19 protein-coding genes and 1 pseudogene are annotated in these 22,876 nt (G+C 72.3%); 8 read left to right on the top strand and 12 right to left on the bottom strand.

The features are described 5' to 3' along the window. Positions 1-43 precede the first annotated feature (43 nt). Together dnaJ and hrcA are read right to left on the bottom strand one after the other, a co-directional pair. On the bottom strand, positions 44-1,183 hold the full coding sequence (gene dnaJ, locus VM636_RS20815) for a molecular chaperone DnaJ (RefSeq protein ID WP_030418322.1): 1,140 nt from the start codon (positions 1,181-1,183) through the stop codon (positions 44-46). Further along, positions 1,184-2,200 carry a heat-inducible transcriptional repressor HrcA gene (hrcA, locus tag VM636_RS20810; protein ID WP_030418321.1) on the bottom strand — a complete coding sequence of 339 codons (1,017 nt, stop codon included), beginning with the start codon at positions 2,198-2,200 and terminating at the stop codon, positions 1,184-1,186. A gap of 163 nt (positions 2,201-2,363) precedes the next feature. Here hrcA and VM636_RS20805 point away from each other — a divergent pair, with 163 nt between their 5' ends. Next, positions 2,364-3,089 (top strand): MBL fold metallo-hydrolase, encoded by a 726-nt coding sequence (locus VM636_RS20805; RefSeq protein ID WP_030418320.1) that lies wholly within the window; start codon positions 2,364-2,366, stop codon positions 3,087-3,089. Between the two features lie 34 nt (positions 3,090-3,123). Beyond that, positions 3,124-3,924 carry a DUF3097 domain-containing protein gene (locus VM636_RS20800; RefSeq protein WP_030418319.1) on the top strand — a complete coding sequence of 267 codons (801 nt, stop codon included), beginning with the start codon at positions 3,124-3,126 and terminating at the stop codon, positions 3,922-3,924. Between the two features lie 205 nt (positions 3,925-4,129). Here the strand turns inward: VM636_RS20800 and hemW are convergent, their stop codons facing one another. From hemW to lepA, 4 genes are all read right to left on the bottom strand, one after another. After that, positions 4,130-5,362: a radical SAM family heme chaperone HemW gene (hemW, locus tag VM636_RS20795; protein WP_030418318.1), complete on the bottom strand. Its 1,233-nt coding sequence runs from the start codon at positions 5,360-5,362 to the stop codon at positions 4,130-4,132. A gap of 27 nt (positions 5,363-5,389) precedes the next feature. After that, positions 5,390-7,618, bottom strand: coding sequence for a SpoIIE family protein phosphatase (locus VM636_RS20790; protein ID WP_053912495.1), 2,229 nt, complete (start codon positions 7,616-7,618; stop codon positions 5,390-5,392). Positions 7,619-7,950: 332 nt separating this feature from the next. After that, positions 7,951-9,831: an AMP-dependent synthetase/ligase gene (locus tag VM636_RS20785; protein WP_053912494.1), complete on the bottom strand. Its 1,881-nt coding sequence runs from the start codon at positions 9,829-9,831 to the stop codon at positions 7,951-7,953. Between the two features lie 249 nt (positions 9,832-10,080). Further along, positions 10,081-11,949 carry a translation elongation factor 4 gene (gene lepA / locus VM636_RS20780; protein ID WP_030418315.1) on the bottom strand — a complete coding sequence of 623 codons (1,869 nt, stop codon included), beginning with the start codon at positions 11,947-11,949 and terminating at the stop codon, positions 10,081-10,083. 233 nt (positions 11,950-12,182) lie between these two features. On the opposite strand from lepA, the gene rpsT reads away from it, so the two are divergent. Further along, on the top strand, positions 12,183-12,449 hold the full coding sequence (gene rpsT / locus VM636_RS20775; RefSeq protein WP_030418314.1) for a 30S ribosomal protein S20: 267 nt from the start codon (positions 12,183-12,185) through the stop codon (positions 12,447-12,449). Between the two features lie 552 nt (positions 12,450-13,001). Here the strand turns inward: rpsT and holA are convergent. The 6 genes and pseudogenes from holA to VM636_RS20745 all read right to left on the bottom strand — a co-directional run. Beyond that, entirely contained in the window at positions 13,002-13,991 is a 990-nt protein-coding gene (gene holA / locus VM636_RS20770) for a DNA polymerase III subunit delta (protein ID WP_030418313.1), read from the bottom strand. A gap of 186 nt (positions 13,992-14,177) precedes the next feature. Continuing rightward, on the bottom strand, positions 14,178-14,423 hold the full coding sequence (locus tag VM636_RS20765) for a hypothetical protein (protein WP_053912493.1): 246 nt from the start codon (positions 14,421-14,423) through the stop codon (positions 14,178-14,180). A gap of 42 nt (positions 14,424-14,465) precedes the next feature. After that, a complete protein-coding gene (locus VM636_RS20760) occupies positions 14,466-15,347 on the bottom strand; it encodes a YceI family protein (protein WP_078962468.1) in 882 nt (293 codons plus the stop codon). Between the two features lie 377 nt (positions 15,348-15,724). Next, positions 15,725-16,096 carry a DUF6415 family natural product biosynthesis protein gene (locus VM636_RS20755; RefSeq protein ID WP_053912492.1) on the bottom strand — a complete coding sequence of 124 codons (372 nt, stop codon included), beginning with the start codon at positions 16,094-16,096 and terminating at the stop codon, positions 15,725-15,727. A 347-nt stretch (positions 16,097-16,443) separates the two neighbouring features. Then, the gene (locus VM636_RS20750) at positions 16,444-17,628 is read right to left on the bottom strand and encodes a helix-turn-helix transcriptional regulator (protein ID WP_053912491.1); all 1,185 of its coding nucleotides are present in this window, start codon (positions 17,626-17,628) and stop codon (positions 16,444-16,446) included. Positions 17,629-17,980: 352 nt separating this feature from the next. Next, a pseudogene (locus tag VM636_RS20745) lies at positions 17,981-18,577 on the bottom strand (MBL fold metallo-hydrolase); the annotation flags it as partial. Positions 18,578-19,426: 849 nt separating this feature from the next. Between VM636_RS20745 and VM636_RS20740 the strand changes: the two are divergent. The 5 genes from VM636_RS20740 to VM636_RS20720 all read left to right on the top strand — a co-directional run bounded on the left by VM636_RS20740 (position 19,427) and on the right by VM636_RS20720 (position 22,873). Beyond that, the gene (locus VM636_RS20740) at positions 19,427-19,951 is read left to right on the top strand and encodes a hypothetical protein (protein ID WP_191045143.1); all 525 of its coding nucleotides are present in this window, start codon (positions 19,427-19,429) and stop codon (positions 19,949-19,951) included. After that, complete coding sequence (locus VM636_RS20735; RefSeq protein WP_338485313.1) at positions 19,944-20,282, top strand: hypothetical protein; 339 nt, start codon at positions 19,944-19,946, stop codon at positions 20,280-20,282. The genes VM636_RS20740 and VM636_RS20735 overlap by 8 nt, the downstream gene beginning before the upstream one ends. Continuing rightward, positions 20,279-21,250 (top strand): hypothetical protein, encoded by a 972-nt coding sequence (locus tag VM636_RS20730; RefSeq protein WP_338485311.1) that lies wholly within the window; start codon positions 20,279-20,281, stop codon positions 21,248-21,250. Before VM636_RS20735 ends, VM636_RS20730 begins: the two co-directional genes overlap by 4 nt. Before the next feature lie 257 nt (positions 21,251-21,507). Then, the gene (locus VM636_RS20725; RefSeq protein WP_338485309.1) at positions 21,508-22,332 is read left to right on the top strand and encodes a hypothetical protein; all 825 of its coding nucleotides are present in this window, start codon (positions 21,508-21,510) and stop codon (positions 22,330-22,332) included. A gap of 43 nt (positions 22,333-22,375) precedes the next feature. Beyond that, complete coding sequence (locus VM636_RS20720) at positions 22,376-22,873, top strand: DUF6420 family protein (RefSeq protein ID WP_338485307.1); 498 nt, start codon at positions 22,376-22,378, stop codon at positions 22,871-22,873. The last annotated feature ends 3 nt before the right edge of the window (positions 22,874-22,876 follow it).

Genomic DNA, 22,876 nt, shown 5'->3' with positions numbered 1-22,876 from the left:
CATATGCCGTGGTCATCCACGAGGGGGAGTGCGGCGGTCCGGATCAGCGGCCGTTGAAGGCGTCCTTGAGCCGGGAGAAGAGTCCCTGCTGGCCGGGCTGGAACTGGCCTTGCGGGCGTTCCTCACCGCGCAGCTTCGACAACTCGCGCAGCAGGCGCTCCTGTTCGGGGTCGAGCTTGGTGGGGGTGGTCACCTCGACGTGGACGATGAGGTCGCCCCGGCCGCCGCCGCGCAGGTGCGTGACGCCGCGGCCGTGCAGCGGGATCGACTGGCCGGACTGGGTGCCGGGCCGGATGTCGACCTCCTCCAGGCCGTCCAGGGTCTCCAGGGGCACTTTGGTGCCGAGGGCCGCCGCGGTCATCGGGATGGTGACCGTGCAGTGCAGGTCGTCGCCGCGCCGCTGGAAGGTCTGGTGGGGCAGTTCGTGGATCTCGACGTACAGGTCGCCGGCCGGGCCGCCGCCGGGGCCGACCTCGCCCTCGCCGGCGAGCTGGATGCGGGTGCCGTTGTCCACACCGGCCGGGATCTTCACCGTCAGGGTGCGGCGGGAGCGGATGCGGCCGTCGCCCGCGCACTCGGGGCACGGGGTGGGCACCACGGTGCCGAAGCCCTGGCACTGCGGGCAGGGCCGCGAGGTCATGACCTGGCCCAGGAAGGACCGGGTGACCTGGGAGACCTCGCCCCGGCCGCGGCACATGTCGCAGGTCTGCGCGGAGGTGCCGGGCGCGGCGCCCTCACCGTTGCAGGTGTTGCAGACGACGGCCGTGTCGACCTGGATGTCCTTGGTCGTGCCGAAGGCCGCCTCGTCCAGCTCGACCTCGATGCGGATCATGGCGTCCTGGCCCCGGCGGGTGCGCGAGCGCGGCCCGCGCTGCGACGCCGTGCCGAAGAAGGCGTCCATGATGTCCGAGAAGTTCCCGAAGCCGCCCGCGCCGAAGCCGCCCGCGCCACCGGCGGCGCCGGCCTGCGAGAGGGGGTCTCCGCCGAGGTCGTAGACCTGCTTCTTCTGCGGGTCCGACAACACCTCGTAGGCGGCGTTGATCTCCTTGAAACGCTCCTGCGTCTTCGGATCGGGGTTGACGTCCGGGTGCAGCTCGCGCGCGAGCCGGCGGAACGCCTTCTTGATCTCGTCCTGGGACGCGTCGCGTCGCACGCCGAGTACGGCGTAGTAGTCCGTGGCCACCTAAGACTCCGCCAGGATCTGTCCGACGTACCGTGCCACTGCGCGTACCGCTCCCATCGTTCCCGGGTAGTCCATGCGGGTCGGACCGACCACGCCGAGCTTGGCAACCGCCTCGCCGCCCGAACCGTAGCCCACCGACACGACGGACGTGGAGTTGAGTCCTTCGTGGGCGTTCTCGTGACCGATGCGCACGGTGACGCCCGGTTCCTGCGCCTCGCCGAGCAGCTTGAGGAGCACGACCTGCTCCTCCAGCGCCTCCAGGACGGGGCGGATCACCAGGGGGAAATCGTGCCCGAAGCGGGTCAGATTGGCGGTCCCGCCGATCATGAGCCGCTCCTCGTTCTCCTCGACCAGCGTCTCCAGGAGAGTGGAGAGCACGGTGGAGACCGTACCGCGGTCCTCGGCCTCGAACGCCTCGGGCAGATCCTCGACCAGGCCCGGCACGTCCGTGAACCGGCGGCCCGCGACCCGGCTGTTGAGCCGTGCCCGCAGGTCGGCGAGGGACGCCTCCCCGAACGGCGCCGGGCAGTCCACCATCCGCTGCTCGACCCGGCCGGTGTCCGTGATCAGCACGAGCATCAGCCGCGCAGGCGCCAGCGCGAGCAGTTCCACGTGGCGCACCGTCGAACGGGTCAGCGACGGGTACTGCACGACCGCGACCTGCCGCGTGAGCTGCGCCAGCAGCCGCACGGTGCGGGCCACCACGTCGTCGAGGTCGACGGCGCCGTCCAGGAAGCCCTGGATGGCCCGCCGCTCGGGCGCGGTCATCGGCTTGACGCCGGCCAGTTTGTCGACGAACAGCCGGTAGCCCTTGTCGGTCGGGATGCGCCCGGCGCTGGTGTGCGGCTGGGCGATGAACCCCTCGTCCTCCAGGGCCGCCATGTCGTTGCGCACGGTGGCCGGGGAGACGCCGAGGTTGTGCCGCTCGGTGAGCGCCTTGGAGCCGACCGGCTCCTCCGTGCCCACGTAGTCCTGGACGATGGCGCGCAGCACCTGGAGCCTGCGTTCACTGAGCATCGCGCAACACACCTCCAGATCGCCTTCGCCCGGTGTTCCCCCTGGCACTCACCGTGTTCGAGTGCCAGTCTTCCCGGGCCCAGTGTACGGCCGTCGGGTACGCCCCGGGCAAGGCCGGGGCACACGCCGTCGCGCGGGGTGACCGGACCGCTAGCGTCGCCGCATGACGGTGACTTGGGAAGAGCCGGGGTGGGAGAGGATCACGGCCCACGTGGTACGGCGGCGGCTGCCGGGCTGGGACTGCACGGTGGGGCTGGTCCTCGGGGCGGGCGGCGTCCTCGCGGTGGACGCCGGGTCGTGCCTGGCCGAGGGGGCCGGGGTACGGGCGTGGGCGGAGCGGACGGCGGGGGCGCGTGTGACGCATCTCGCGCTGACCCACGCGCACTTCGACCACGTCCTGGGGGCGGGGGCGTTCCCGGACGCGCGGGTGTACGGGGCCCCGGGCGTGGGCGCGGCGCTGACCGGGGGCCGGGAGGAGCTGGTCGCGGACGCGGTGGCGCACGGCCTGGACGCGCGCGCGGCGCGGGAGGCGGCGGACGCGCTGCCCGGGGCCGTGCGGGAGACGGAGGGCGAAGTGACGCTGGACCTCGGCGGCGGGGCGCGGGCGGTGCTGGCCGCCGTGGGCCCCGGGCACACCGGCCACGACCTGGCGGTGCTGGTGCCGGGCGATCCGGCGGTGGTCCTCTGCGGGGACCTCGTCGAGGAGTCCGGGCCCCCGCAGGCGGGCCCGGACGCGGTGCCGTCGCGCTGGCCGGCCGCCCTGGACCGGCTGCTCGCGCTCGGTGGCGAGGACGCCCGGTACGTTCCGGGCCACGGGGCGGTGGTCGACGCGGCGTTCGTGCGCGCGCAGCGCGACGCCCTGGCGGTCCGCTTCGGCGTGTCGCGGTGATCACGTCCGGTCCGTTCCTCGTATCGTCGGCAGAATGCGCCAGTACTCCGCCGATCTGACCCCGCCGTGGAAGAAGCCGCAGCCCGTGCCGGAGGTGCCGGCCGAGCCCGGACTCGTGGTCGAGGAGCCCGGCACCGGCTTCTGCGGCGCGGTGACCGGCTGCGAGGCGGGCACCGTGACCCTGGAGGACCGCTTCGGCAAGCGCCGGGTCTTCCCGATGGAGCCCCGCGGGTTCCTGCTGGAGGGCAGGGCGGTGACGCTGGTACGGCCGCCCTCCGGCCCGGTACGGCCCACGCGGACGGCGTCCGGCTCGGTGGCGGTGCCCGGCGCGCGCGCCCGGGTGGCACGGGCCGGCCGCATCTACGTGGAGGGCCGGCACGACGCCGAGCTGGTCGAGAAGGTCTGGGGCGACGACCTGCGCGTCGAGGGCGTGGTCGTGGAGTACCTGGAGGGCGTCGACGACCTCCCCGCGATCGTCGACGCCTTCGCGCCCGGCCCGGACGCCCGCCTCGGCGTCCTGGTGGACCATCTGGTGCCGGGCACGAAGGAGTGGCGGATCGCGGAGTCGGTCACCAGCGAGCACGCGCTCGTGGTGGGCCACCCGTACATCGACGTCTGGGAGGCCGTGAAGCCGTCCTCGCTGGGCATCCCCGGCTGGCCCCGGGTGCCGCGCGGCCAGGACTGGAAGACGGGGGTGTGCCGGGCACTGGGCTGGCCGGAGAACACGGGCGCGGCCTGGCAGGCGATCCTCGGCCGGGTGCGGTCGTACAAGGACCTGGAGCCGTCGCTGCTCGGCAGCGTGGAACGCCTCATCGACCACGTGACGGCCCCCTGACCCGACGGCGGTCGCCCAGGGGACGGCGCCTGACGCGACGGCGGGTCGCCCACAGGACGGCGCCCTGACCGGTCGGCGGGTCGCCCGGGGGCCGCGGCCCGACCGGCCCGCGACGCGCCCCGACCGGCCCGCGCCGCGGTCGGCCCGGGGTCCGGCGCCGACGGCGCCCTGACCGGCCCTCGCGCCGGCCCCCGTACCGTCCGGCTCAGTCGACCAGGTCGCGGACCACCGCGTCGGCCAGCAGACGGCCGCGCAGGGTGAGCGCCGCGCGCCCCTCCTCGTACGGGCCGCCGCGCAGCAGTCCGTCGGCGAGCGCGCGGCGGGCGGCGGCGAGCCCGGCCGGCCGCAGCAGGCCGAGCGGGACGCCTTCGCGCAGCCGCAGCTCCAGCAGCACGCGCTCCACCCGCCGGTCCTCGTCGGTCAGCAGTTCGCGGCCGGCGCCGGGCGAGCGGCCCTCGGCGAGGGCGGCGGCGTAGGCGGCGGGGTGCTTCACGTTCCACCAGCGGACCCCGCCCACGTGGCTGTGGGCGCCGGGGCCCGCGCCCCACCAGTCGGCGCCCGTCCAGTACAGCTCGTTGTGGCGGCAGCGGCCCGCCTCGGAGGCGGCCCAGTTGGACACCTCGTACCAGTCGAATCCGGCCGCCGACAGCATCTCCTCGGCGATCAGGTACCGGTCGGCGTGGACGTCGTCGTCGGTCATGGGGACCTCGCCACGCCGGATGCGCCGGGCGAGCCGCGTGCCCTCCTCGACGATGAGCGCGTACGCGGACACGTGGTCGGGTCCGGCGCCGAGCGCGGCGTCCAGCGAGGCCCGCCAGTCGTCGTCGGACTCGCCGGGGGTGCCGTAGATCAGGTCGAGGTTGACGTGCGCGAAACCGGCCGCGCGGGCCTCGGCCACGCACTCCTCGGGGCGGCCCGGGGTGTGCGTGCGGTCCAGCACCCGCAGTACGTGCGGGCGGGCGCTCTGCATGCCGAAGGAGATCCGGTCGAAGCCGCCCTCCCGCAGTTCGGCCAGGTAGGCAGGGCCGACGGACTCCGGGTTGGCCTCCGTGGTGACCTCCGCGTCCGCCGCCAGCCCGAACTCCTCGCGGATCGCGCGCAGCATCCGGACCAGGTCGGCGGCCGGCAGCAGGGTGGGGGTGCCGCCGCCGACGAAGACGGTCCGCACCTCGCGGGGGTCGTCGCCGAGGACCTTGCGGGCGAGGCGGACCTCGTCGGTGAGGGTCGCGGCGTAGGTGTCGCGGGAGGCCAGGGCGCCGCCGCTGCCGCGCAGCTCGGACGCGGTGTAGGTGTTGAAGTCGCAGTAGCCGCAGCGGGTGGCGCAGTACGGGACGTGCAGGTAGAAGCCGAGGGGCCGGCCGGCGGCCCCGGCGAGCGCGGACGCGGGCAGGGCGCCGTCGGCGGGGACGGGGTCGCCGTCGGGGAGTGCGGAGGGCATGCCCTCCATTGTCCCGCACGCCCGCCGCTACTCCGCCTGGAGCACCAGGAGCGCCAGGTCGTCCTCGGGCGGGCGGTCGCCGAACTCGTGCACCAGGCGTCTGATGCGCTCGGCGATCCGGTCGGCGTCCAGCCCCGCGCACCCGGCGAGGGCGGCGGCGAGCCCGTCGCCGTCGTCGAACTGGCGGCTGCCGGAGCGCCGCTCGGTGACCCCGTCGGTGACGCACAGCAGCGTCTCGCCGCCGCGCAGCTCGAAGGTCTCGCTGGTGTACGTCGCGTCCTCGACGACGCCGAGCAGGGTCTGCGGCGGGGCGACCACGCGGACCCCTCCGTCGGGGCCGAGGAGCAGGGGCAGGGGGTGGCCGGCGGAGGCGAGGGTGCAGCGGACGCCGCCCTCCACGGGGACGAGTTCGCCGTAGAGGAGGGAGAGGAAGCGGGTCTGCGGTCCGTCGCCCGGGGCAACCGGTGGGCCGCCGACGGCCACCAGCGCGCGGGCGGCGGCGTCGGCGGCCTCGGTGGCGTCGTCCAGGAGGAGCTGGTTGAGGCGGTCGAGGACGTCCGGTACGTCGTAGCCCTCGCGGGCCAGCAGGCGCAGCCAGGGCCGGGCGAGGCCGATGACGACGGCGGCCTCCGGGCCCTTGCCCTGGACGTCGCCGACGGCGAAGCACCAGCGGCCCGCGCCGGCCGGGAAGAGGTCGTAGAAGTCGCCGCTGGGGCCGTCCTCGTCCCAGGGTTCGTAGACGAGGGAGCTGCGCACGCCGGGGATCTCGGCGACGGCGCCGGGCAGCAGACCGCGCTGGAGGACGGCGCTGATGGTGGCCTGGCGCGCGTACTGGCGGGCGGTGCCGATGGCGAGCGCCACCCGGCGTCCGAGGTCCTCGACCAGGCCGCTGATCTCGTCGGGGAAGCGGCCGGTGCCGCAGCGGCCGAGGACCAGGGTGCCGAGCGGCCGGCCGCCGGCCACGAGGCGGTAGGCGAGCGCCGTGCCGTACGTGCCGCGCGGGCCGAGGGCGCCGGCCGGCCACGGGTGCTCGACGGGACCGGAACGCCAGGGTTCGCGGGCGCGCGGCGGCTCCTTCTCCAGGGCCAGGCGCAGGTCCTCGACGCGGTGCTCGCTGCCGTGCCAGACGCCGGTCAGCCGGGCGCCGGCGGTGGCGCCGGTCTCGTCGCCCCAGGCGGCGCGGCCCAGCGACTCGTCCTCCAGCCAGACGGCGCACCAGTCGGCGAGGCGGGGGACGACGAGCTGCCCGGTGAGGGAGGCGATGAGGTCCTCGTCGAGCTGCCCGGCCAGCAGGTCGGACGCCTCGGCGAGGAAGGAGAGCGCGCCCCTGCCGAGCCACTCGCGGTCCCGGCCGACGGGCGGGCGGTGGGCGGACCGGCCGGTGCCGGGGCCGGACGCGGGGGCCTCGGCGTCCAGGGGGGCGCCGGGGCCGCCGGCGCGCGCGTCCGGCGGCGCGTCCGTGCGGGGGCCGGACGGCGTGCTCCCGGCCCCGTCCGGGGCGGACGCCGGGGGCGGGCCGTCGGCCGTCGCCGGATACGCCGCCTCCGCCGGTCCCGTCGGCTTCGCCAGTGCATCGGGGGCCACCGGTGCCACGGACGTCACCGCCGGTGCCGCCGGTGCGGGGCTGTGCCCGGCCGCCGTCTCCGGCGCGGGCCCGGCGGCGCCCGCCGCGCCCGCCTCCCCCGGCGCCTGACGGGCCGCGACGCCGCCCGGTAACCCGGCACCCCCGGCGTAGGCGCTCTCGGGCCCGGCGCCATCCGCCGGGGGCAGTCGCGCCCAGACGGTCTTGGCGCCCGTGCGGTAGGTGATGCCCCAGGCGTCGGAGAGGGTGGCGACGAGCCGCAGGCCGCGCCCGTGCTCCGGGGCCTCCGGCAGCGGCTCGGGCTCGCCGCCCCGCGGGGCGCGGGCGGGGTGCCGGTCGGTCGCCTCGATGACGATCGCGCCCGTCTCCTCCAGCCGGCAGACCAGTTCCACGTCGGTGCCGGCGTGTACGACGGCGTTGGTGACCAGTTCGCTGGCGACCACCAGGGCGTCGGCGGCGAGGCGGTCGGTCAGCCGCTCGGTGCCGGGCAGTCCGCTGCCGGACCAGTCGGCGAGGGCCGCCCGGACCAGTGCGCGGGCGGCGCCGGGCGCGAGGGAGCTGCCGAGCAGCGTGGTGTGCGCCCGCGCGCACTCCCACGCCGGGGCCCGGCCCGCGGGCGCGGGCGCCTCGAGGGCACGGGAGGCGTTCTCCCGTTGGGTAGGAATGGCCCCCATGGACGGCTCCCCGGGCTGTTCGTGCGGTCGCGCGTGGTCGTGTGCCGACAGGGTGGCAGAACGACCCCGTACCGCAGCACGGAGTTACCGAAGTAGGCCGTCATGAGTGGAACCGTGGTCCACGAACGTCCGAACAAGGTCGAAAGTCAGACAGATTCGAGCACACCTGCGCGAGCGGCCGGTCGCCCTTCCGTGTCGGCCGCCCCGTCGGACGCGCCGCCGCGGAAGTCACCGGACGCGCCGCCGGGCGAGACGGCGGAAGCACCCGGCGGCACGAGACGGAAGCACCCGGGCGCGGCGGGGCGGCACGGGCCGCCCCGCCGCGCGTCCGGCTACGCCTCGCGGGCACCCTCGTACATCTCGTCGATCAGGTGCTTGTACTGCCGTTCCACCACCGGGCGCTTCAGCTTGAGGCTCGGGGTGATCTCGCCGTGCTCCACGTCCAGGTCGCGCGGGAGCAGGCGGAACTTCTTGATCGTCTGCCAGCGCTGGAGCCCCTCGTTGAGCTGCTCGACGTAGCCGCCGACCATCTCGACGGTGGCCGGCGCCGCGACGATCTCCGCGTACGTCCGGCCCTCCAGGCCGTTGTCCCTGGCCCACTCCCCGAGGGAGACCTCGTCGAGGGCGATGAGGGCGGTGCAGTAGTTCCGGTCGGCGCCGTGGACCAGGATGTTGGAGACGTAGGGGCACACCGCCTTGAACCGTCCCTCGACCTCGGCCGGGGCGATGTACTTGCCGCCCGACGTCTTGATCAGGTCCTTCTTGCGGTCGGTGATGCGAAGGTAGCCGTCGGGCGAGAGTTCGCCGATGTCGCCGGTGTGCAGCCAGCCGTCGGCCTCCAGCACCTCGGCGGTCTGCTCGGGCAGCTTGTGGTAGCCCTCCATGATGCCGGGGCCGCGCAGCAGGACCTCCCCGTCGTCGGCGATGCGCACCTCGGTACCGGGCAGCGGCTTGCCGACCGTGCCGGTGCGGTACGCCTCGCCGGGGTTGACGAAGGAGGCGGCGGAGGACTCGGTGAGGCCGTAGCCCTCCAGGATGTGGATGCCGGCGCCGGCGAAGAAGTAGCCGATCTCCGGGGCGAGGGCCGCGCTGCCGGAGACGCAGGCGCGCAGCCGCCCGCCGAACGCCTCGCGGATCTTGGCGTAGACCAGGGCGTCGGCCACCTTGTGCTTGGCCGCGAGGCCGACGGGGGCCTTCGCGGTGCCGGTGCGCCGGAAGGAGTCCTGGGTGGCCTTGGCGTACTCGCGGGCCACCCCGGCCGCCCACTGGAAGATCTTGTACTTGGCGGCGCCGCCCGCGCGGGCCTTGGCGGCGACGCCGTTGTAGACCTTCTCGAAGATGCGGGGCACGGCCGCCATGTAGGTCGGCTGCACGACCGGCAGATTCTCGATGATCTTGTCGACGCGGCCGTCGACGGCGGTGACGTGCCCCACCTCGATCTGCCCGGAGGTGAGCACCTTGCCGAAGACGTGCGCGAGCGGCAGCCACAGGTACTGCACGTCCTCGCCGGTGCACAGCCCGGTCGCGGCGATCGCCTTCGCCATGTACGACCAGCAGTCGTGCGGCAGGCGCACGCCCTTGGGGCGGCCGGTGGTTCCGGAGGTGTAGATGAGGGTGGCGAGCCGGTCCCTGGTGAGCTCGCCGACCCGCTCCTTGATCAGCCCGGGTTCCCGCTCCAGCCGGGCGGCGCCCCGGCGCTCCAGCTCGTCGAGGGTGAGCACCCAGCCGTCGTCACCGGTGTCGGCGCCGGCCGGGTCGATCAGCACCACGTGGACGAGATCGGGCAGCTCCGCGCGCCGGGCACGGACCTTGGCGAGCTGGGCGGCGTCCTCGGCGACGAGGACCCGGCTCTCGGAGTCGGACAGGATGTACGCCGACTCCTCCTCGTTGGTCTGCGGGTACACCGTGGTCGTGGCGGCGCCGGCGCACATGATGCCGAGGTCGCACAGGATCCAGTCCAGCCGGGTGGCGGAGGCGAGGGCCACGCGCTCCTCGGGGCGTACGCCGAGTTCGATCAGCCCGGCGGCGATGGCGTGGACACGCTCGGCGGCCTGCGCCCAGGTCAGCGACTTCCAGTCGTCGGGGCCCTCCCCCGAGGCGGGTGGCACCGGGTAGCGGTAGGCCTCGGCGTCCGGCGTGGCCGCCACGCGCTCCAGGAAGAGTCCCGCCACGGAGGGCGGGCGGTTCTCGATCAAGGTCTGTGTGTCGCTCACGACATCCTCCGGGCCCGCGACGGTGCGGCTGGCTCAGGTGCGGCTGGTTTCGCTCTCGGACGTTGTTTAACTCATGAGTAACTATGGGGCAGGCATCAGGGTAAGGGGCGATCGGCCCGCGCGTAAGAGCCCGCGCCCGCCCACTTCCCCCGGTCCTCGGTCCGGGGACGCGCGGGGGCCCGCCGCACTTTCGTACGACGGGCCCCCTGGTGTCCGTTTCTGCCGGCCGACGGCGGCGACGCTCCCGCGCTACTTCTTGGACTTGCCGCCGCCCGAGCCGTCGTCGCTGGAGAGCACCGCGATGAAGGCCTCCTGGGGAACCTCCACCGAACCCACCATCTTCATGCGCTTCTTGCCCTCCTTCTGCTTCTCCAGCAGCTTCCGCTTACGGGAGATGTCACCGCCGTAGCACTTGGCGAGGACGTCCTTGCGGATGGCGCGGATGGTCTCGCGGGCGATCACCCTGGAGCCGATCGCGGCCTGCACGGGCACCTCGAAGTTCTGCCGCGGGATCAGCTCGCGCAGCTTGGCGACGAGCCGCACGCCGTACGCGTACGCATGGTCCTTGTGGGTGATCGCCGAGAAGGCGTCCACCTTGTCGCCGTGCAGGAGGATGTCCACCTTCACCAGGGAGCTGCTCTGCTCGCCGGTGGGCTCGTAGTCGAGGGAGGCGTATCCGCGCGTCTTCGACTTGAGCTGGTCGAAGAAGTCGAAGACGATCTCCGCGAGCGGCAGGGTGTACCGGATCTCGACCCGGTCCTCGGACAGGTAGTCCATGCCGAGCAGCGAACCGCGCCGCGTCTGGCACAGCTCCATGATCGCGCCGATGAACTCGGTGGGCGCGAGGATCGTGGCCCGCACGACCGGCTCGAAGACCTCGGCGAGCTTGCCCTCGGGGAACTCGCTCGGGTTGGTGACGGTGACCTCGGTGCCGTCCTCCATGATCACGCGGTAGACCACGTTCGGCGCGGTGGCGATCAGGTCGAGCCCGAACTCGCGCTCCAGCCGCTCCCGGATCACGTCCAGGTGCAGCAGGCCGAGGAAGCCGACGCGGAAACCGAAGCCGAGCGCGGCCGAGGTCTCCGGCTCGTAGACCAGCGCGGCGTCGTTGAGCTGGAGCTTGTCCAGCGCCTCGCGCAGCTCCGGGTAGTCCGACCCGTCCAGCGGGTACAGCCCCGAGAACACCATCGGCTTGGGTTCCTTGTAGCCGCCCAGCGGCTCGCCGGCACCCTGGTGCTGGCTGGTGACCGTGTCACCGACCTTGGACTGGCGGACGTCCTTCACGCCGGTGATGAGGTAGCCGACCTCGCCGACGCCCAGCCCGTCCGAGGCGAGCATCTCCGGCGAGTTGGTGCCGATCTCCAGCAGCTCGTGGGTGGCGCCCGTGGACATCATCCGGATGCGCTCGCGCTTGTTGAGCTGGCCGTCGACGACCCGGACGTAGGTGACGACGCCCCGGTAGGAGTCGTACACCGAGTCGAAGATCATCGCGCGGGCGGGGGCGTCCGCGTCACCGACCGGCGCCGGGACCCGCTCGACGACACGGTCCAGCAGCGCCTCGACGCCCAGCCCGGTCTTCGCGGAGACCCGCAGCACGTCGGCGGGGTCGCAGCCGATGAGGTTCGCCAGTTCCTCGGAGAACTTCTCCGGCTGCGCCGCCGGAAGGTCGATCTTGTTCAGCACCGGGATGATCGTGAGGTCGTTCTCCATCGCCAGGTACAGGTTGGCGAGGGTCTGCGCCTCGATGCCCTGGGCCGCGTCCACGAGGAGGATGCAGCCCTCGCACGCCGCGAGCGACCGCGACACCTCGTACGTGAAGTCGACGTGCCCGGGGGTGTCGATCATGTTGAGGATGTGCGTCCTGCCGTCGTCGTGCGTGGGCGCCCACGGCAGACGCACCGCCTGGGACTTGATCGTGATGCCACGCTCACGCTCGATGTCCATGCGGTCGAGGTACTGGGCGCGCATCTGCCGCTGCTCCACCACACCGGTCAGCTGGAGCATCCGGTCGGCGAGCGTGGACTTGCCGTGGTCGATGTGCGCGATGATGCAGAAGTTGCGGATCAGAGCCGGGTCGGTACGGCTCGGCTCGGGCACATGGCTAGGGATCGCGGGCACGCAGGGTCCTGATTCTTGAGGCGTCCGCAGTGTCTGCGGTCTCGGGTCGGATCATTACGCAGCTTCCATCGTCCCACGTATGGCGAGCCGGGACGGGTTTGGGCCACTCCGCGGGCCGCTGCTACTGTGGGCGGCTGTGTCTCATGCCCTCTCAGCGCGAGGCACAGCAGACAGAGAACTCACCGGTACGAGGCCCCTCGCGGTCGCGTGCCTGAACCTGCAAAGGCTCATTCGTGGCGAACATCAAGTCCCAGATCAAGCGGAACAAGACCAACGAGAAGGCCCGGCTGCGCAACAAGGCCGTCAAGTCCTCTCTGAAGACCGCGATCCGCAAGGCTCGCGAGGCCGCCGCCGCGGGCGACGTCGAGAAGGCCACCGAGTACCAGCGCGTCGCCGCGCGCGAGCTCGACAAGGCCGTCTCCAAGGGCGTCATCCACAAGAACCAGGCCGCCAACAAGAAGTCGGCCCTGGCTCAGAAGGTCGCCGCCGTCAAGGCCTGACCCGCTTCTGGTCCACCTCGCCGGAAGGACCCGGGCGGGCCCTCTCTCATCCGCCCCCGACCGGCACACACGACCCGTGCGCGGCCTGCGTTCGCCACGCGGGCACGGGTCCCCCGCATGATCCGAAGACCCCGGCCCCGTCCCTCCCGGACGGACGCCGGGGTCTTCGGCGTCCGTCCGGGCGAGGTCGCTGGGGGCGGTGCCCTTCCCGGGGAGGGCATCGGGGGTTTCGGTGCCCCTCCCGGAGGGCAGCGCGGGTTTCGGTGTCGAGGGGTCTTCGGGGTCGGCCGGGGGTTCGGTGCGTCGGGGCTCTGGGGCCGGCGGGAGCCTCGGTGGCGGCGGCCTCGGTGGCAGCGGGAGTCTCGGTGGCGGCGGCCTCGGTGGCCGCGGCCTCGGTGGCAGCGGGAATCTCGGTGGCGGCGGCCTCGGTGGCAGCGGGAGCCTCGGTGGCGGCGGGCGGGGCTTCGGTGCCGACGGGTACCGGTGCCTGCGCGCCCTCCCGGCGCTCCGCCCGGGGGGCGCGCGGCCGGTCCGGCGGTCCGCGTCGGCTTGTCAGGCCCTGCCCCGTGAACGGGCCGCCGCGGCGATCGTCACGACCGCCTTCTCCAGGGCGTACTCGGGATCGTCGCCCCCGCCCTTCACCCCCGCGTCCGCCTCGGCCACGGCGCGCAGTGCCACCGAGACGCCGTCCGGCGTCCAGCCCCTCATCTGCTGCCGCACCCGGTCGATCTTCCACGGCGGCATCCCCAGCTCCCGCGCCAGGTCGGCGGGACGCCCCCCGCGCGCGGAGGACAGCTTCCCGATGGCCCGTACGCCCTGCGCCAGCGCGCTGGTGATCAGTACGGGCGCCACCCCCGTCGCCAGCGACCAGCGCAGCGCCTCCAGGGCCTCCGCGGCCCGGCCCTCGACCGCGCGGTCGGCGACGGTGAAGCTCGACGCCTCGGCACGCCCCGTGTAGTAGCGGCCGACGACGGCCTCGTCGATGGTGCCCTCGACGTCGGCGGTGAGCTGGGAGACCGCCGAGGCCAGCTCGCGCAGGTCGCTGCCGATCGCGTCGACCAGGGCCTGGCACGCCTCCGGGGTGGCCGAGCGCCCCGCCGAACGGAACTCCGCCCGTACGAACGCCAGCCGGTCGGCCGGCTTGGTCATCTTCGGGCAGGCCACCTCCCGTGCCCCCGCCTTGCGCGCGGCGTCCAGCAGGCCCTTGCCCTTGGCGCCGCCCGCGTGCAGCAGGACGAGGGTGATCTCCTCGGCCGGGGAGGCGAGGTAGGACTTGACGTCCCTGACCGTGTCGGCGCTCAGGTCCTGGGAGTCCCGGACCACGACGACCTTGCGCTCGGCGAACAGCGAGGGACTGGTCAGCTCGGCGAGGGTACCGGGCTGCAACTGGTCGGGGGTCAGGTCACGCACGTCCGTGTCGGCGTCGGCGGCACGCGCGGCGGCCACCACCTCCTGCACGGCGCGGTCAAGCAGCAGGTCCTCCTGGCCCACGGCGAGGGTCACCGGGGCGAGGACGTCGTCGTTCGCAGTCTTCCTGGCCATCGTCGACAAGCATCGCACGCACCACCGACAACGCCCTCCGCCGGACGCCCCGCGGACGGCGCGCGCGGGAGTGCGCGGGCGGGGGCAGCGGGCGGGGCGCGCTGTGCCCGGCGGGCGCGGGGAGGGCAGGCGGGGCGGGCAGGCGGGGCGGGCAGGGTGCGGCGGGGCGGGCGCGGCGCGCGTGGTTCAGGGTTCCTCGCGCCAGCCGTCCCACCGGCTGGCGAACGTGTCCAGTTCCCGGGGGTCCAGGCGCTCGTCCTCGTCACGCAGGACGAGGAGCCACTGGGCGTCCTCGGCGTCGTCCTCGCCGGCCAGGGAGTCCCGTACGAGTTCGGGTTCCTCGTCGAGCCCGAAGTGTTCCCCGAGCGCTTCGGCGGCCTCTTCCGCGGCGTCGCGGTCGGGCAGCACCAGCACGTGTCTCACGTCGTTCACGGGGCAATTCTGCGGCACCGGGGCGAGCGCGCCGCAGACGGGTCAGCCCTTGGGCACGATCTGCACGTCCAGGTCGATGCCGATGCTGGGGCCGACGACGGCGATGCCGCGGGCCAGCATGGTCTGCCAGCTCACCGTGAAGTCGTCGCGGTGCAGTTCGGTGGTGGCCCGGCAGGCGGCGCGGACCTCGCCCTCGATGCCGTTGCCCAGTCCGAAGTACTCGGTGTCCAGGGTGACGGTGCGGGTGACGCCGTGCAGGGAGAGGGCGCCGGTGACGGCCCAGCGGTTGCCGCCGCGGTGGGTGAAGCGGTCGCTGTAGAACTCCAGGGTCGGGTACCGCTCCACGTCCAGGAAGTCCGCCGACCGCAGGTGGTCGTCGCGCATCCGCACGTTGGTGTCGATGGACGCGGCGTCGATCACCACGTGCATCGCGGAGTGTGCGACGTCGTCGGCGATGCGCACGGCGCCCGCGAAGGAGTTGAACCGGCCGTGGACCCGGGCCAGCCCGATGTGCCGGGCGGTGAAACCGATGGAGGAGTGGGCCGGTTCGATCTCCCAGTCGCCGACGGCGGGCAACTGCGGTGGCTGGGCCACCTGGAGGGTCACGTCGCCCAGCGAGGCGAGGGAGTCCTCGGCGACCGTCGCGATGGCCCGGTAGGGGGTGAAGCCCTCGGCGGAGACGGCGAGCCGGTACTCCCCGGCGGGCACGGTCGCCACGAACGAACCGTAGGGGTCGGTACCGCCGCCGACCACCTTGCGGCCCATGGCGTCGCTGACGGCCAGTTCGGCGTGCGGCACCGGTTCGCCGACCGGGTCGAGGACGCGGCAGCTCAGCACCCCGGCGCTCGGCGGGGTGTGCACCGCCGCGAGGGGGCCCGTCCGCTGCGTCCGCTTCGTTCGGTTGCCCAGCCAGCGGCTGATCATCTGCGACACCCTCCGCACCCTGCCCACCATCAGTTGCCGAAGAAACATTCGATCACCAATGAGGCTTTCGAGGCAACCTGCGACCACTTCACGCCAAAGAAGCCCATGTGCAGGGAGAACTCCCGAGTAACCCGTGTGACCCGTATTGACCGGCCAGGTGTGATTTCTCACAGAGAGCAGCCCGGGGGCCTGCTCGCGGGAGGCGTGCGGCGTTGCATGACGGCACGGATGGCCGGAGGGCGTGACGAGGCGAGTGGCGGGTGCCGGGTAGCGGGTGCCCGGTAGCAGGTGCCGGGTGGCGGCACTGGTGAGGGGCAGCCGGCGGGAGGGGCCGGGCGGGTGGGGTGCCCGGGTGGCGGGGCGGTCGGGGCGGCCGGTCAGGGGCCGGTCAGGGCCTCGTAGTGGTCGCAGAGGGCGTTCAGCGTGCGGGCCAGACGACGGGCGCGGCCGAGGGACCCTCCGTGCCGCGGGGCCGGCCGGGCCCGCAGCCTCTCGCGGGCCTCCCCCACGCAGGCGAGCGCGCAGTACCGGGGCACGCTCTCCACCGGCAGCTGCCCCGCCAGCCGCTCCACCTCCGGGACGAGGAGCTGGAGCTGCCCGCGCAGCAGCCCGGTGACGGCGTTCAGCTCGGCACCGGCCGGCGGCAACGCCTCCGCCACCGCGTCCGGGTCCAGCAGGATCGCCACCGTCCGCCGCATCAGCAACAGGTCCAGCGGCTCCGTCGCCTCGTCCCGTTCCACCGCGTTCACCGCCCCGCCTCCCGCCCCGCCCGGTGCACCGGACACGCACACGGCGGCAACGGGTCGAGCACCGTCGGCGACGCCTCGCCCTCCGGCACCCGCACGGTGCCCTGGTCCTCCGTGACCGTACCGTCCCGGGCCATCCGGTACACACGCAGAGTCATCTTGACACCGGGCTCTCCCCGGGCGGTGGGTTCCATGACGTCGGCGCTCCCTCGACGAGCGTGAGCCACGCCCCCGAACCGTTCTCACGCGGTCCCGGGGGTCCTGTCCCCTCTCAGAGTGCCGACCCCACGGGTCCGGAAGTATCAGTCCTCACTGATAGTCCCGCCCACGATGTCACCCTGCGTCACCTGTCATCCGCCCAGCCAGGCCCCGTAGTTGGTGAACGTGTCCGGCATGCGCCGCTTCGCCGACTCCAGCGCCGTGTACGTCTCCCGCACCGTCGGGTGGTACTTCGTCTGCTGCGGCGCGAGCCTGCGCGCCGTCAGGAGACTCTTGAACGCGGCGTCCGTCCGGCCCGTCCAGAGGTGCGCCCGCGCCACCTCGGCGTGGTGGTGGGCAAGCCGCGACGGCGGCCAGTCCTCCGGGATGACCACGTGCCGCGCCTCGTCCACCGCCTTCGCGTACTGGTCCAGCTCGGTCAGCACACTGACCCGGTGCACCCCCACGTTGGTCGGCCCGAACGACAGCCAGTGCACCTTCTCCGCGGGCCCCGTCATCTTCGCGATCCGCGCCGCCTCGTCGAGGTGCTCCCGCGCCGTGTCCTGGTCCTTGTCCCGCCCGGCCACCACCGCCGCGCCCAGGTGCATCTGCCCCGTGACCGCGTCGAGCACCCGGCCCGGCTCCGCCTGCCCCAGCGTGGCCATGCCCAGGCCGATGAGCCGCCGCCCCGTCTTGTAGTCGCTGGCCCGCAGATACGCCAGCGCCCTCAGGTACTGGCGCATCCCCGCGAGCACCGGATCGGACGCCTTCTGCGCCGCCCAGTCCAGCCGGTCCAGCGCGACCGTGCACAGATCCGGGTACCCCAGCTTGGTCGTCACGTCGTACGCGGTCCGGTACGTGCTGGCCAGCAGCCGCCAGCTCCGTCCCGACGGCACGGTGTGCACCGTCGACGTGGCCTCCCGGATCAGGCCGGGCAGGTCGGCGGCGACCTGCTTGATGTTGGTGACCCGCACCAGCGCGCACAGCTCCTCGGCATGCCGCTCCAGCTCGCCGACCGGGCGCGGGACGACGTCGGGGTCGGGCCCGAGATCGTAGACGTTCAACGCCTCCCGGATCGGGTTGATCAGGCCGTCGAGCTGGTCCTGTCGCAGTTCCTCCAGGTAGGGCTGCCCGTGGAGTTCGGCGACGGGGACGGACAGGGCGCGGGCGAGCGCCCCGATCACGGACGGGCTCGCGGGCATCGCGCCCTGCTCGACCTTGGTCAGCGTGCTGTAGGAGACGTGTGACCGGTCGGCCAGCTCACGCTGTGTCAGCCGGCGGATCTTACGGGCGTGCCTGATGCGCGCGCCCGTGTGCTCTTCGGGGGACGGGGGCATGGCTGGTCTCCGTTCTGCACTCGGCATCAGAACGCTACCCACGCACCCCCTCCGGACTCCGCTCGGCAACGCTCGTCCCTTTCACCCGTGGCGATTTCACACGACCTGCCGACCCTGCGCGTGGCCGGGAACACCTCGTCGAACGGGTGGTCCCGGCGGACGGGGGCGCAGTGCGCGGTGGTGCGCGCCGTCCCGTCCCCACCTCCCGAACACATTCCGGTTCCGGCCCCGGCCGCGGCCGGGGCCGGGCTCGCCGCCGCCCGGTGGCCCGCGCCCCGGCCACCTCGCGGCCGGGCCGGACGGAGCGGCGTGGGGAGCCCCGGCCGGAGTGACGGACGCGCTCCGTCACCGGTCAGTCCGTCGCCACGTGCAGGGCGGCGGCCGTCCCCGTCACCGCCAACGCCCCCTCCCGGTCCGTGCGCAGGACCCTCGCCCCCCGGGCACGCAGTGCCTCCACCGTCGCCGGCGACGGGTGCCCGTACGGGTTCTGCTCACCGCAACTGACCAGGGCGAGCCGAGGCGACGCCGTACGGAGGAGTCCGGCGTCCTGGTGCGCCGAACCGTGATGGGCCACCTTGAGCACGTCCACACCGGCCAGAAGCGCCGCCTGCGATCTGTCCAACTCCCGCTGCGCCGGGGGTTCGAGATCACCGAGCAACAGCATGCGCAGGCCCGCCACCCGCACCAGCAGGGTGACACTGGCGTCGTTGGGTCCGGCCGCGGCGGACACCGGCCCCGGCGGCGGCCACAGCACCCGCCAGGACAGCTCCCCGGTACGCCGCTCCTCCCCCGCGAGGGCCCGCCGCACCGGAACGCCCCGCGCCTTCGCCTGACGGCGGACGGACTCCGCCTGGTCGGCGGGCTCGTCGAGCCCCGTCGTCTCGATCACACCCACCCGGCGCCCCCTCAGCACCCCGGGCAGCCCCGCCACGTGATCGGCGTGGAAGTGTTCTCCACGATCCACATGTCTCATGAGACATCGACCCGCCTGACCCACTCAGGTGCGACGTGGACCTCGCAAGAGCAATGCCACCGTCGGATCACTGCATCGCTGAGACACAACGACCCTTCACTGACATGTGACGTAAATCACGCCATAGGCGCCTGTGGGGTACTGCGCGTAGGTGTGTATACCGAGAGTTGTTCTCTCAGATCGGCGACGTCGATGCCCAGTCGCTCGGCTGTCTCGGGGAGTCGGATGCCGGGGACTACGGCGGCGAGGCAGAGTGCGTCTTCGTGCAGTGCGCACTCCAAGCGAGTTGCGTTCCGTAGGCGTGCTCGGGCCTGTGATGCGGCGTCGCTGATGAGTGCGTGGATCTGTGCCAGCTCGGGTGCGGGTGCGGGAGGAGCCATCAGGGCGGAGAGGTCGGGTACCGGTTGGTCGGTGATGCGAAATTACGGCGCCACTGCGCTGGCCTCGAAGACCTCGTCCAGACCTATGCCCACGCGATCAACGAGCTCGCCCGCGAGAACCAGCAGCTTAAAGACAGGCTTGAGGGCTCAGCCGACAATGTCCGTCCCCTGACACGGAGCCGGCACCGCCCTGAAACGTGCGTTCGTCTCTTCCCGGGCGAAGGTCATGGCACACCTGGCTCAGGGTTGTCCGATCACCTTCTGATGATCGCGCCTCAGTGCCGCGTCGGCTGTTCTAATACTCCAGCAGCGTTTCGCTATCTGGCCTGGTCAGAGGCAGCGTCGGGAGTGTAGTTGGCTGCTGGCATGTCAGGGTCGGTCTTGCGGGACCGGCCCCGCCCGCAACCGCTGCCCGCCGGCAGTCACCAGGAGGGAAGACCACAGCATGCTCCATCCGAACGTCCTCGGGGACTGGCAGGAGTACGACGAAGACTTCACGGGCCTCCGCGTCCGGGTACACAGCTTCAAGAAGGGCGACGTTCCCAAGAGAGGCCGTGACGACGACGCGAAGGGCCTGACGTACTTCAGCTTCCAGGTCACCGTCGAGAACCGCGCCGAGGAGTACTTCGACCTCCGCCTCTGCGACAACGAAGTGCAGATACGTGCAGGCAAAGACGGCCACAGCGCCTTCCTCGACGAGTACGGCTCGACCTGGATCAGGAACTTCCGGCTCTACCCGCTCCGCCGGGCCTCAGCCACCATCTTCGCCGCCGCCCCTGCCAGCCACCTCAAGACCGTCGATATCCAGATCGCCATGCGATTCGATAATGAAGGCACGGACCCGTACGTGTGGGTCGGCAGCGATGGCATCCCCGAATCCACCGGCCGGACCACGGTGAGGAAGACCCGCGGCAAGGGCATCGCGGACGAGGTCAGCAAGTTTCTTGAGCAGGGAGGAACCGATGTCTGACCTCACAGCACGCCGCGCTGTCTATATGCGCGAGGCTATTGCTGAAGCTCAGAAGAAGGGATCCTTTCCCGAACCCGTCTGCCAAGCGCTCCTCGGAGTCCTCGACCTGTACGACGCTGCAATCGACCAGGCACGACGAGACGACTCGTTCCTGCAAGCCTGGGCGATGAACTTCCGTCTCGAGGGCTTCACCATGCCCAACGAGAGCGGAACCCGAACTCTGCTTCCCGGTCTTGCTGCCGCCATCAACCAGCTCATCCAGGCCTTCCCGGATGATGAGGATGAACATCTGCCCCATCTGCGCAGCGTTCCCGGGGAGGCGCAGCAGTGAGCGCGACCAACGACAGCGGGCCGAGCGTCAACTTCCCGCCCGTGCTCAACGGGCTCGACTTCCTGGAGAGCACCGTTGACCTGCTCGCCGTGAAAGGGGACGTCCCGTCCCGAAACTTGAAGTACGCCGTGGTGCACTTGGCGTCCGCCGCGGAGACGCTGTTCAAGGCCCGGCTCGCTATGAAAGATCCGGCCCTGGTGTGGGCCAAACCCGACGCCTACGACCCGGGCAACCATGCACGCGGAGACTTCCAGAGTTGCGGTTGGCAGGACGCCCGCAAGCGCGTCATCAAGGAGTTCGACCTCGATACAGAGCTATTGGCACCACGACACTTCAAGGCCCTCGCCCAGATGCGCAACCGCTTCGCGCACCTCGGAGTCACCGACACCGCCCTCGCAGTGGAAGTGCTCACGACGCCCGTGCTCGACAACCTGCTCACCTTCGTACGCGAGGACCTGCTCCCCCGGGTGGAAGGAGAAGAGCTCACGCTCGCTGAGGACGCCGTGGAGCGCATCCGCCCTGGCCTTGGCCGCATCCAACGCCTCGTAGACCTGCGCATGGAACCCGCGCGGAAACTGCTGGGCAAGTGGTCCACTATCCTCCCTTGCCCCATCTGCGCGGCGGTCGCGGTGCCCTTGGATGGCGGCGCCGATCTGACCTGCGCGGTCTGCGAATCCCACTTGGGACCGCCGGCCGAAGCAGTCTGGGCTTACGCGGACACCTCGGAGCACGAGATCGTCACCGGCGGCGGCCCGTCCCCGGTGCACCAATGCGGTGAGTGTGGCAGGGAGGCCGTGACAGATGTCCCCACCGATGGCGAAGGCAGCGGCTCCAGGCTGCTCTGCCTCTTCTGCGGCATCGAGTGCGTGGGACTCTGCGGCTACTGCGAGCTTGCGGTTGCCAGCTTCGCCATCCCGGAAACGCACATGTGCAGCGACTGCTTTGAGCACCGATATCAGCGCTACTGACCCCCGACAGAGGGCTGGTTGGGGTGGTACACGGTGTGCGAGTCTCCTACGGTGCTGCCCAGGGCTGGGGCCCGATAGCTGTCGGGGCATTCGCCAGCCGCCTTCGCCGACCCCCGGGGCCCCCGGGCTGCCGCTCACGCGGTACCGCGGCTCGTGTGGCTGGAGCCAGGCCCGTTGCTCGCGGTCGGGGGAAATTGGCGGTGATACAGCGGCCCGCCCGGCAGAATCGGGTGATCGACACGCCCTTTGGGGGAGCTATGCAGGAACTCCGCTTCGACGACGATATTCGGTTCACCGCGGCGGTCAGCAGCGACCAGACGTGGCTGCACCGTGCGCTGGGAGCCTACGAGCTGAGCGTCCAGCTCGCCGTCGGGGTGTCGCCCCTCACCGAGGCCGGGAAGATCCTCGCCCTGGAGGCGGACCTGTTCGGCTTCGAGGCGACGGGGCAGCGCTCCCGGCTTGCCCGGACCACGGCGAACCTGGCGTACACCCCGACGGTGACCGTCCACCGTGTGAACATGTCGTTCCCGCTGACCTCGTTGCAGGTCCACGCGATTGAGGAGGGCCGCACCGGCGACATCCGGTTCGAGATCGACCTCAACGCGACCCTGCCGCAGGCGCCCGGGTACCCGGGGAGCGCCCAGGACACAGCGCACATCACCATCGCCAAGAGCCGATGGGAACAGCAGCTCGCGCAGCTTGGACCGTCCGCGGCGTTCGAGATGGCGGTGCCGTACCCGATCGGCGATCCGGAGCGGGACGAGGTCGGCCGGACGTTGCGAGAGGCGCAGCGGCTGCTGACCGTGGGCGAAGTGCGGGCGTCGATCCTAGAGGTCAGGCGGGCGCTGGAGTGGGTCCGGGAGAACGTCACCTGGGACAACCCCGGATCGAGGAAGCAAGCCAGCCAGTGCAACCAGACCGAGCGGTGGTGGCGGATCCAGGACGCCCTGTACAGCCAGACCTGCGGCGCCCTGCACAACGATGCGGTCACTAAGACCTTTCAGTACGACCGGGCCGAGGCGGAGACGCTCCTGGCGATGACCTCCGCGCTGCTGCGGAACGTGCCCGTCACCAGCGCGTGACGGGGCGGCCCGGCGCCCGCCCCGCGATCGAAACGAGGACCGCATGACAATCGAGCACAACGGCATTGCAGGCCCCTACTTCGAGTACGACGGACTGCCCGCCCTGCACGCAGTGGATAAGGATCTGCCGCTGATCCATCCGTACGCCCCCGTGGCGCCCGGCCGCTACATCACGCCCGGCGGCGGACGGCTCACCATCCGCCCGGCCGAGATGGGCGCCCACCTCCGGATCACGCTGGATCATCTGGGCTGTCCGGCCCAGCTCACCGACGAGAAGAACGCCGCCTTTAAGCGGCTCGCCCTGGCCGCCGAGGGGTACTGCGTGCAGGCCGGGTGCCGACACCGTGCCGCGTACGCGGACGGGGTGCTGCGCATCTTCGAGGTGCGCAACGGGAGCATCGCGCTCGCCGCGTTCGTGCGCGCCGCGCTCGCGGTCGAGCTGGGGGACTTCACGCCTCCGGACCGGCTCTTGCAGGAAACCGAAGCACTGGCCGGGCCTGTCCGCTGGGAGACCGAAGGGGACAAGGTCAGCGGCGGCTAGAGG

Source organism: Streptomyces sp. SCSIO 75703 (genome assembly GCF_036607905.1).
Lineage (GTDB): Bacteria > Actinomycetota > Actinomycetes > Streptomycetales > Streptomycetaceae > Streptomyces.
The sequence above is the reverse complement of the archived record's forward strand: the minus strand, read 5'-3'. Positions and strand labels throughout refer to the sequence as shown.

Coding starts and splice junctions, on each gene's coding strand:
- hrcA (WP_030418321.1), bottom strand. CDS start 2,200: ATGCTCAGTGAACGCAGGCTCCAGGTGCTGCGCGCCATCGTCCAGGAC.
- VM636_RS20805 (WP_030418320.1), top strand. CDS start 2,364: ATGACGGTGACTTGGGAAGAGCCGGGGTGGGAGAGGATCACGGCCCAC.
- VM636_RS20800 (WP_030418319.1), top strand. CDS start 3,124: ATGCGCCAGTACTCCGCCGATCTGACCCCGCCGTGGAAGAAGCCGCAG.
- hemW (WP_030418318.1), bottom strand. CDS start 5,362: ATGCCCTCCGCACTCCCCGACGGCGACCCCGTCCCCGCCGACGGCGCC.
- VM636_RS20790 (WP_053912495.1), bottom strand. CDS start 7,618: ATGGGGGCCATTCCTACCCAACGGGAGAACGCCTCCCGTGCCCTCGAG.
- holA (WP_030418313.1), bottom strand. CDS start 13,991: ATGGCCAGGAAGACTGCGAACGACGACGTCCTCGCCCCGGTGACCCTC.
- VM636_RS20760 (WP_078962468.1), bottom strand. CDS start 15,347: ATGATCAGCCGCTGGCTGGGCAACCGAACGAAGCGGACGCAGCGGACG.
- VM636_RS20750 (WP_053912491.1), bottom strand. CDS start 17,628: ATGCCCCCGTCCCCCGAAGAGCACACGGGCGCGCGCATCAGGCACGCC.
- VM636_RS20740 (WP_191045143.1), top strand. CDS start 19,427: ATGCTCCATCCGAACGTCCTCGGGGACTGGCAGGAGTACGACGAAGAC.
- VM636_RS20735 (WP_338485313.1), top strand. CDS start 19,944: ATGTCTGACCTCACAGCACGCCGCGCTGTCTATATGCGCGAGGCTATT.
- VM636_RS20725 (WP_338485309.1), top strand. CDS start 21,508: ATGCAGGAACTCCGCTTCGACGACGATATTCGGTTCACCGCGGCGGTC.
- VM636_RS20720 (WP_338485307.1), top strand. CDS start 22,376: ATGACAATCGAGCACAACGGCATTGCAGGCCCCTACTTCGAGTACGAC.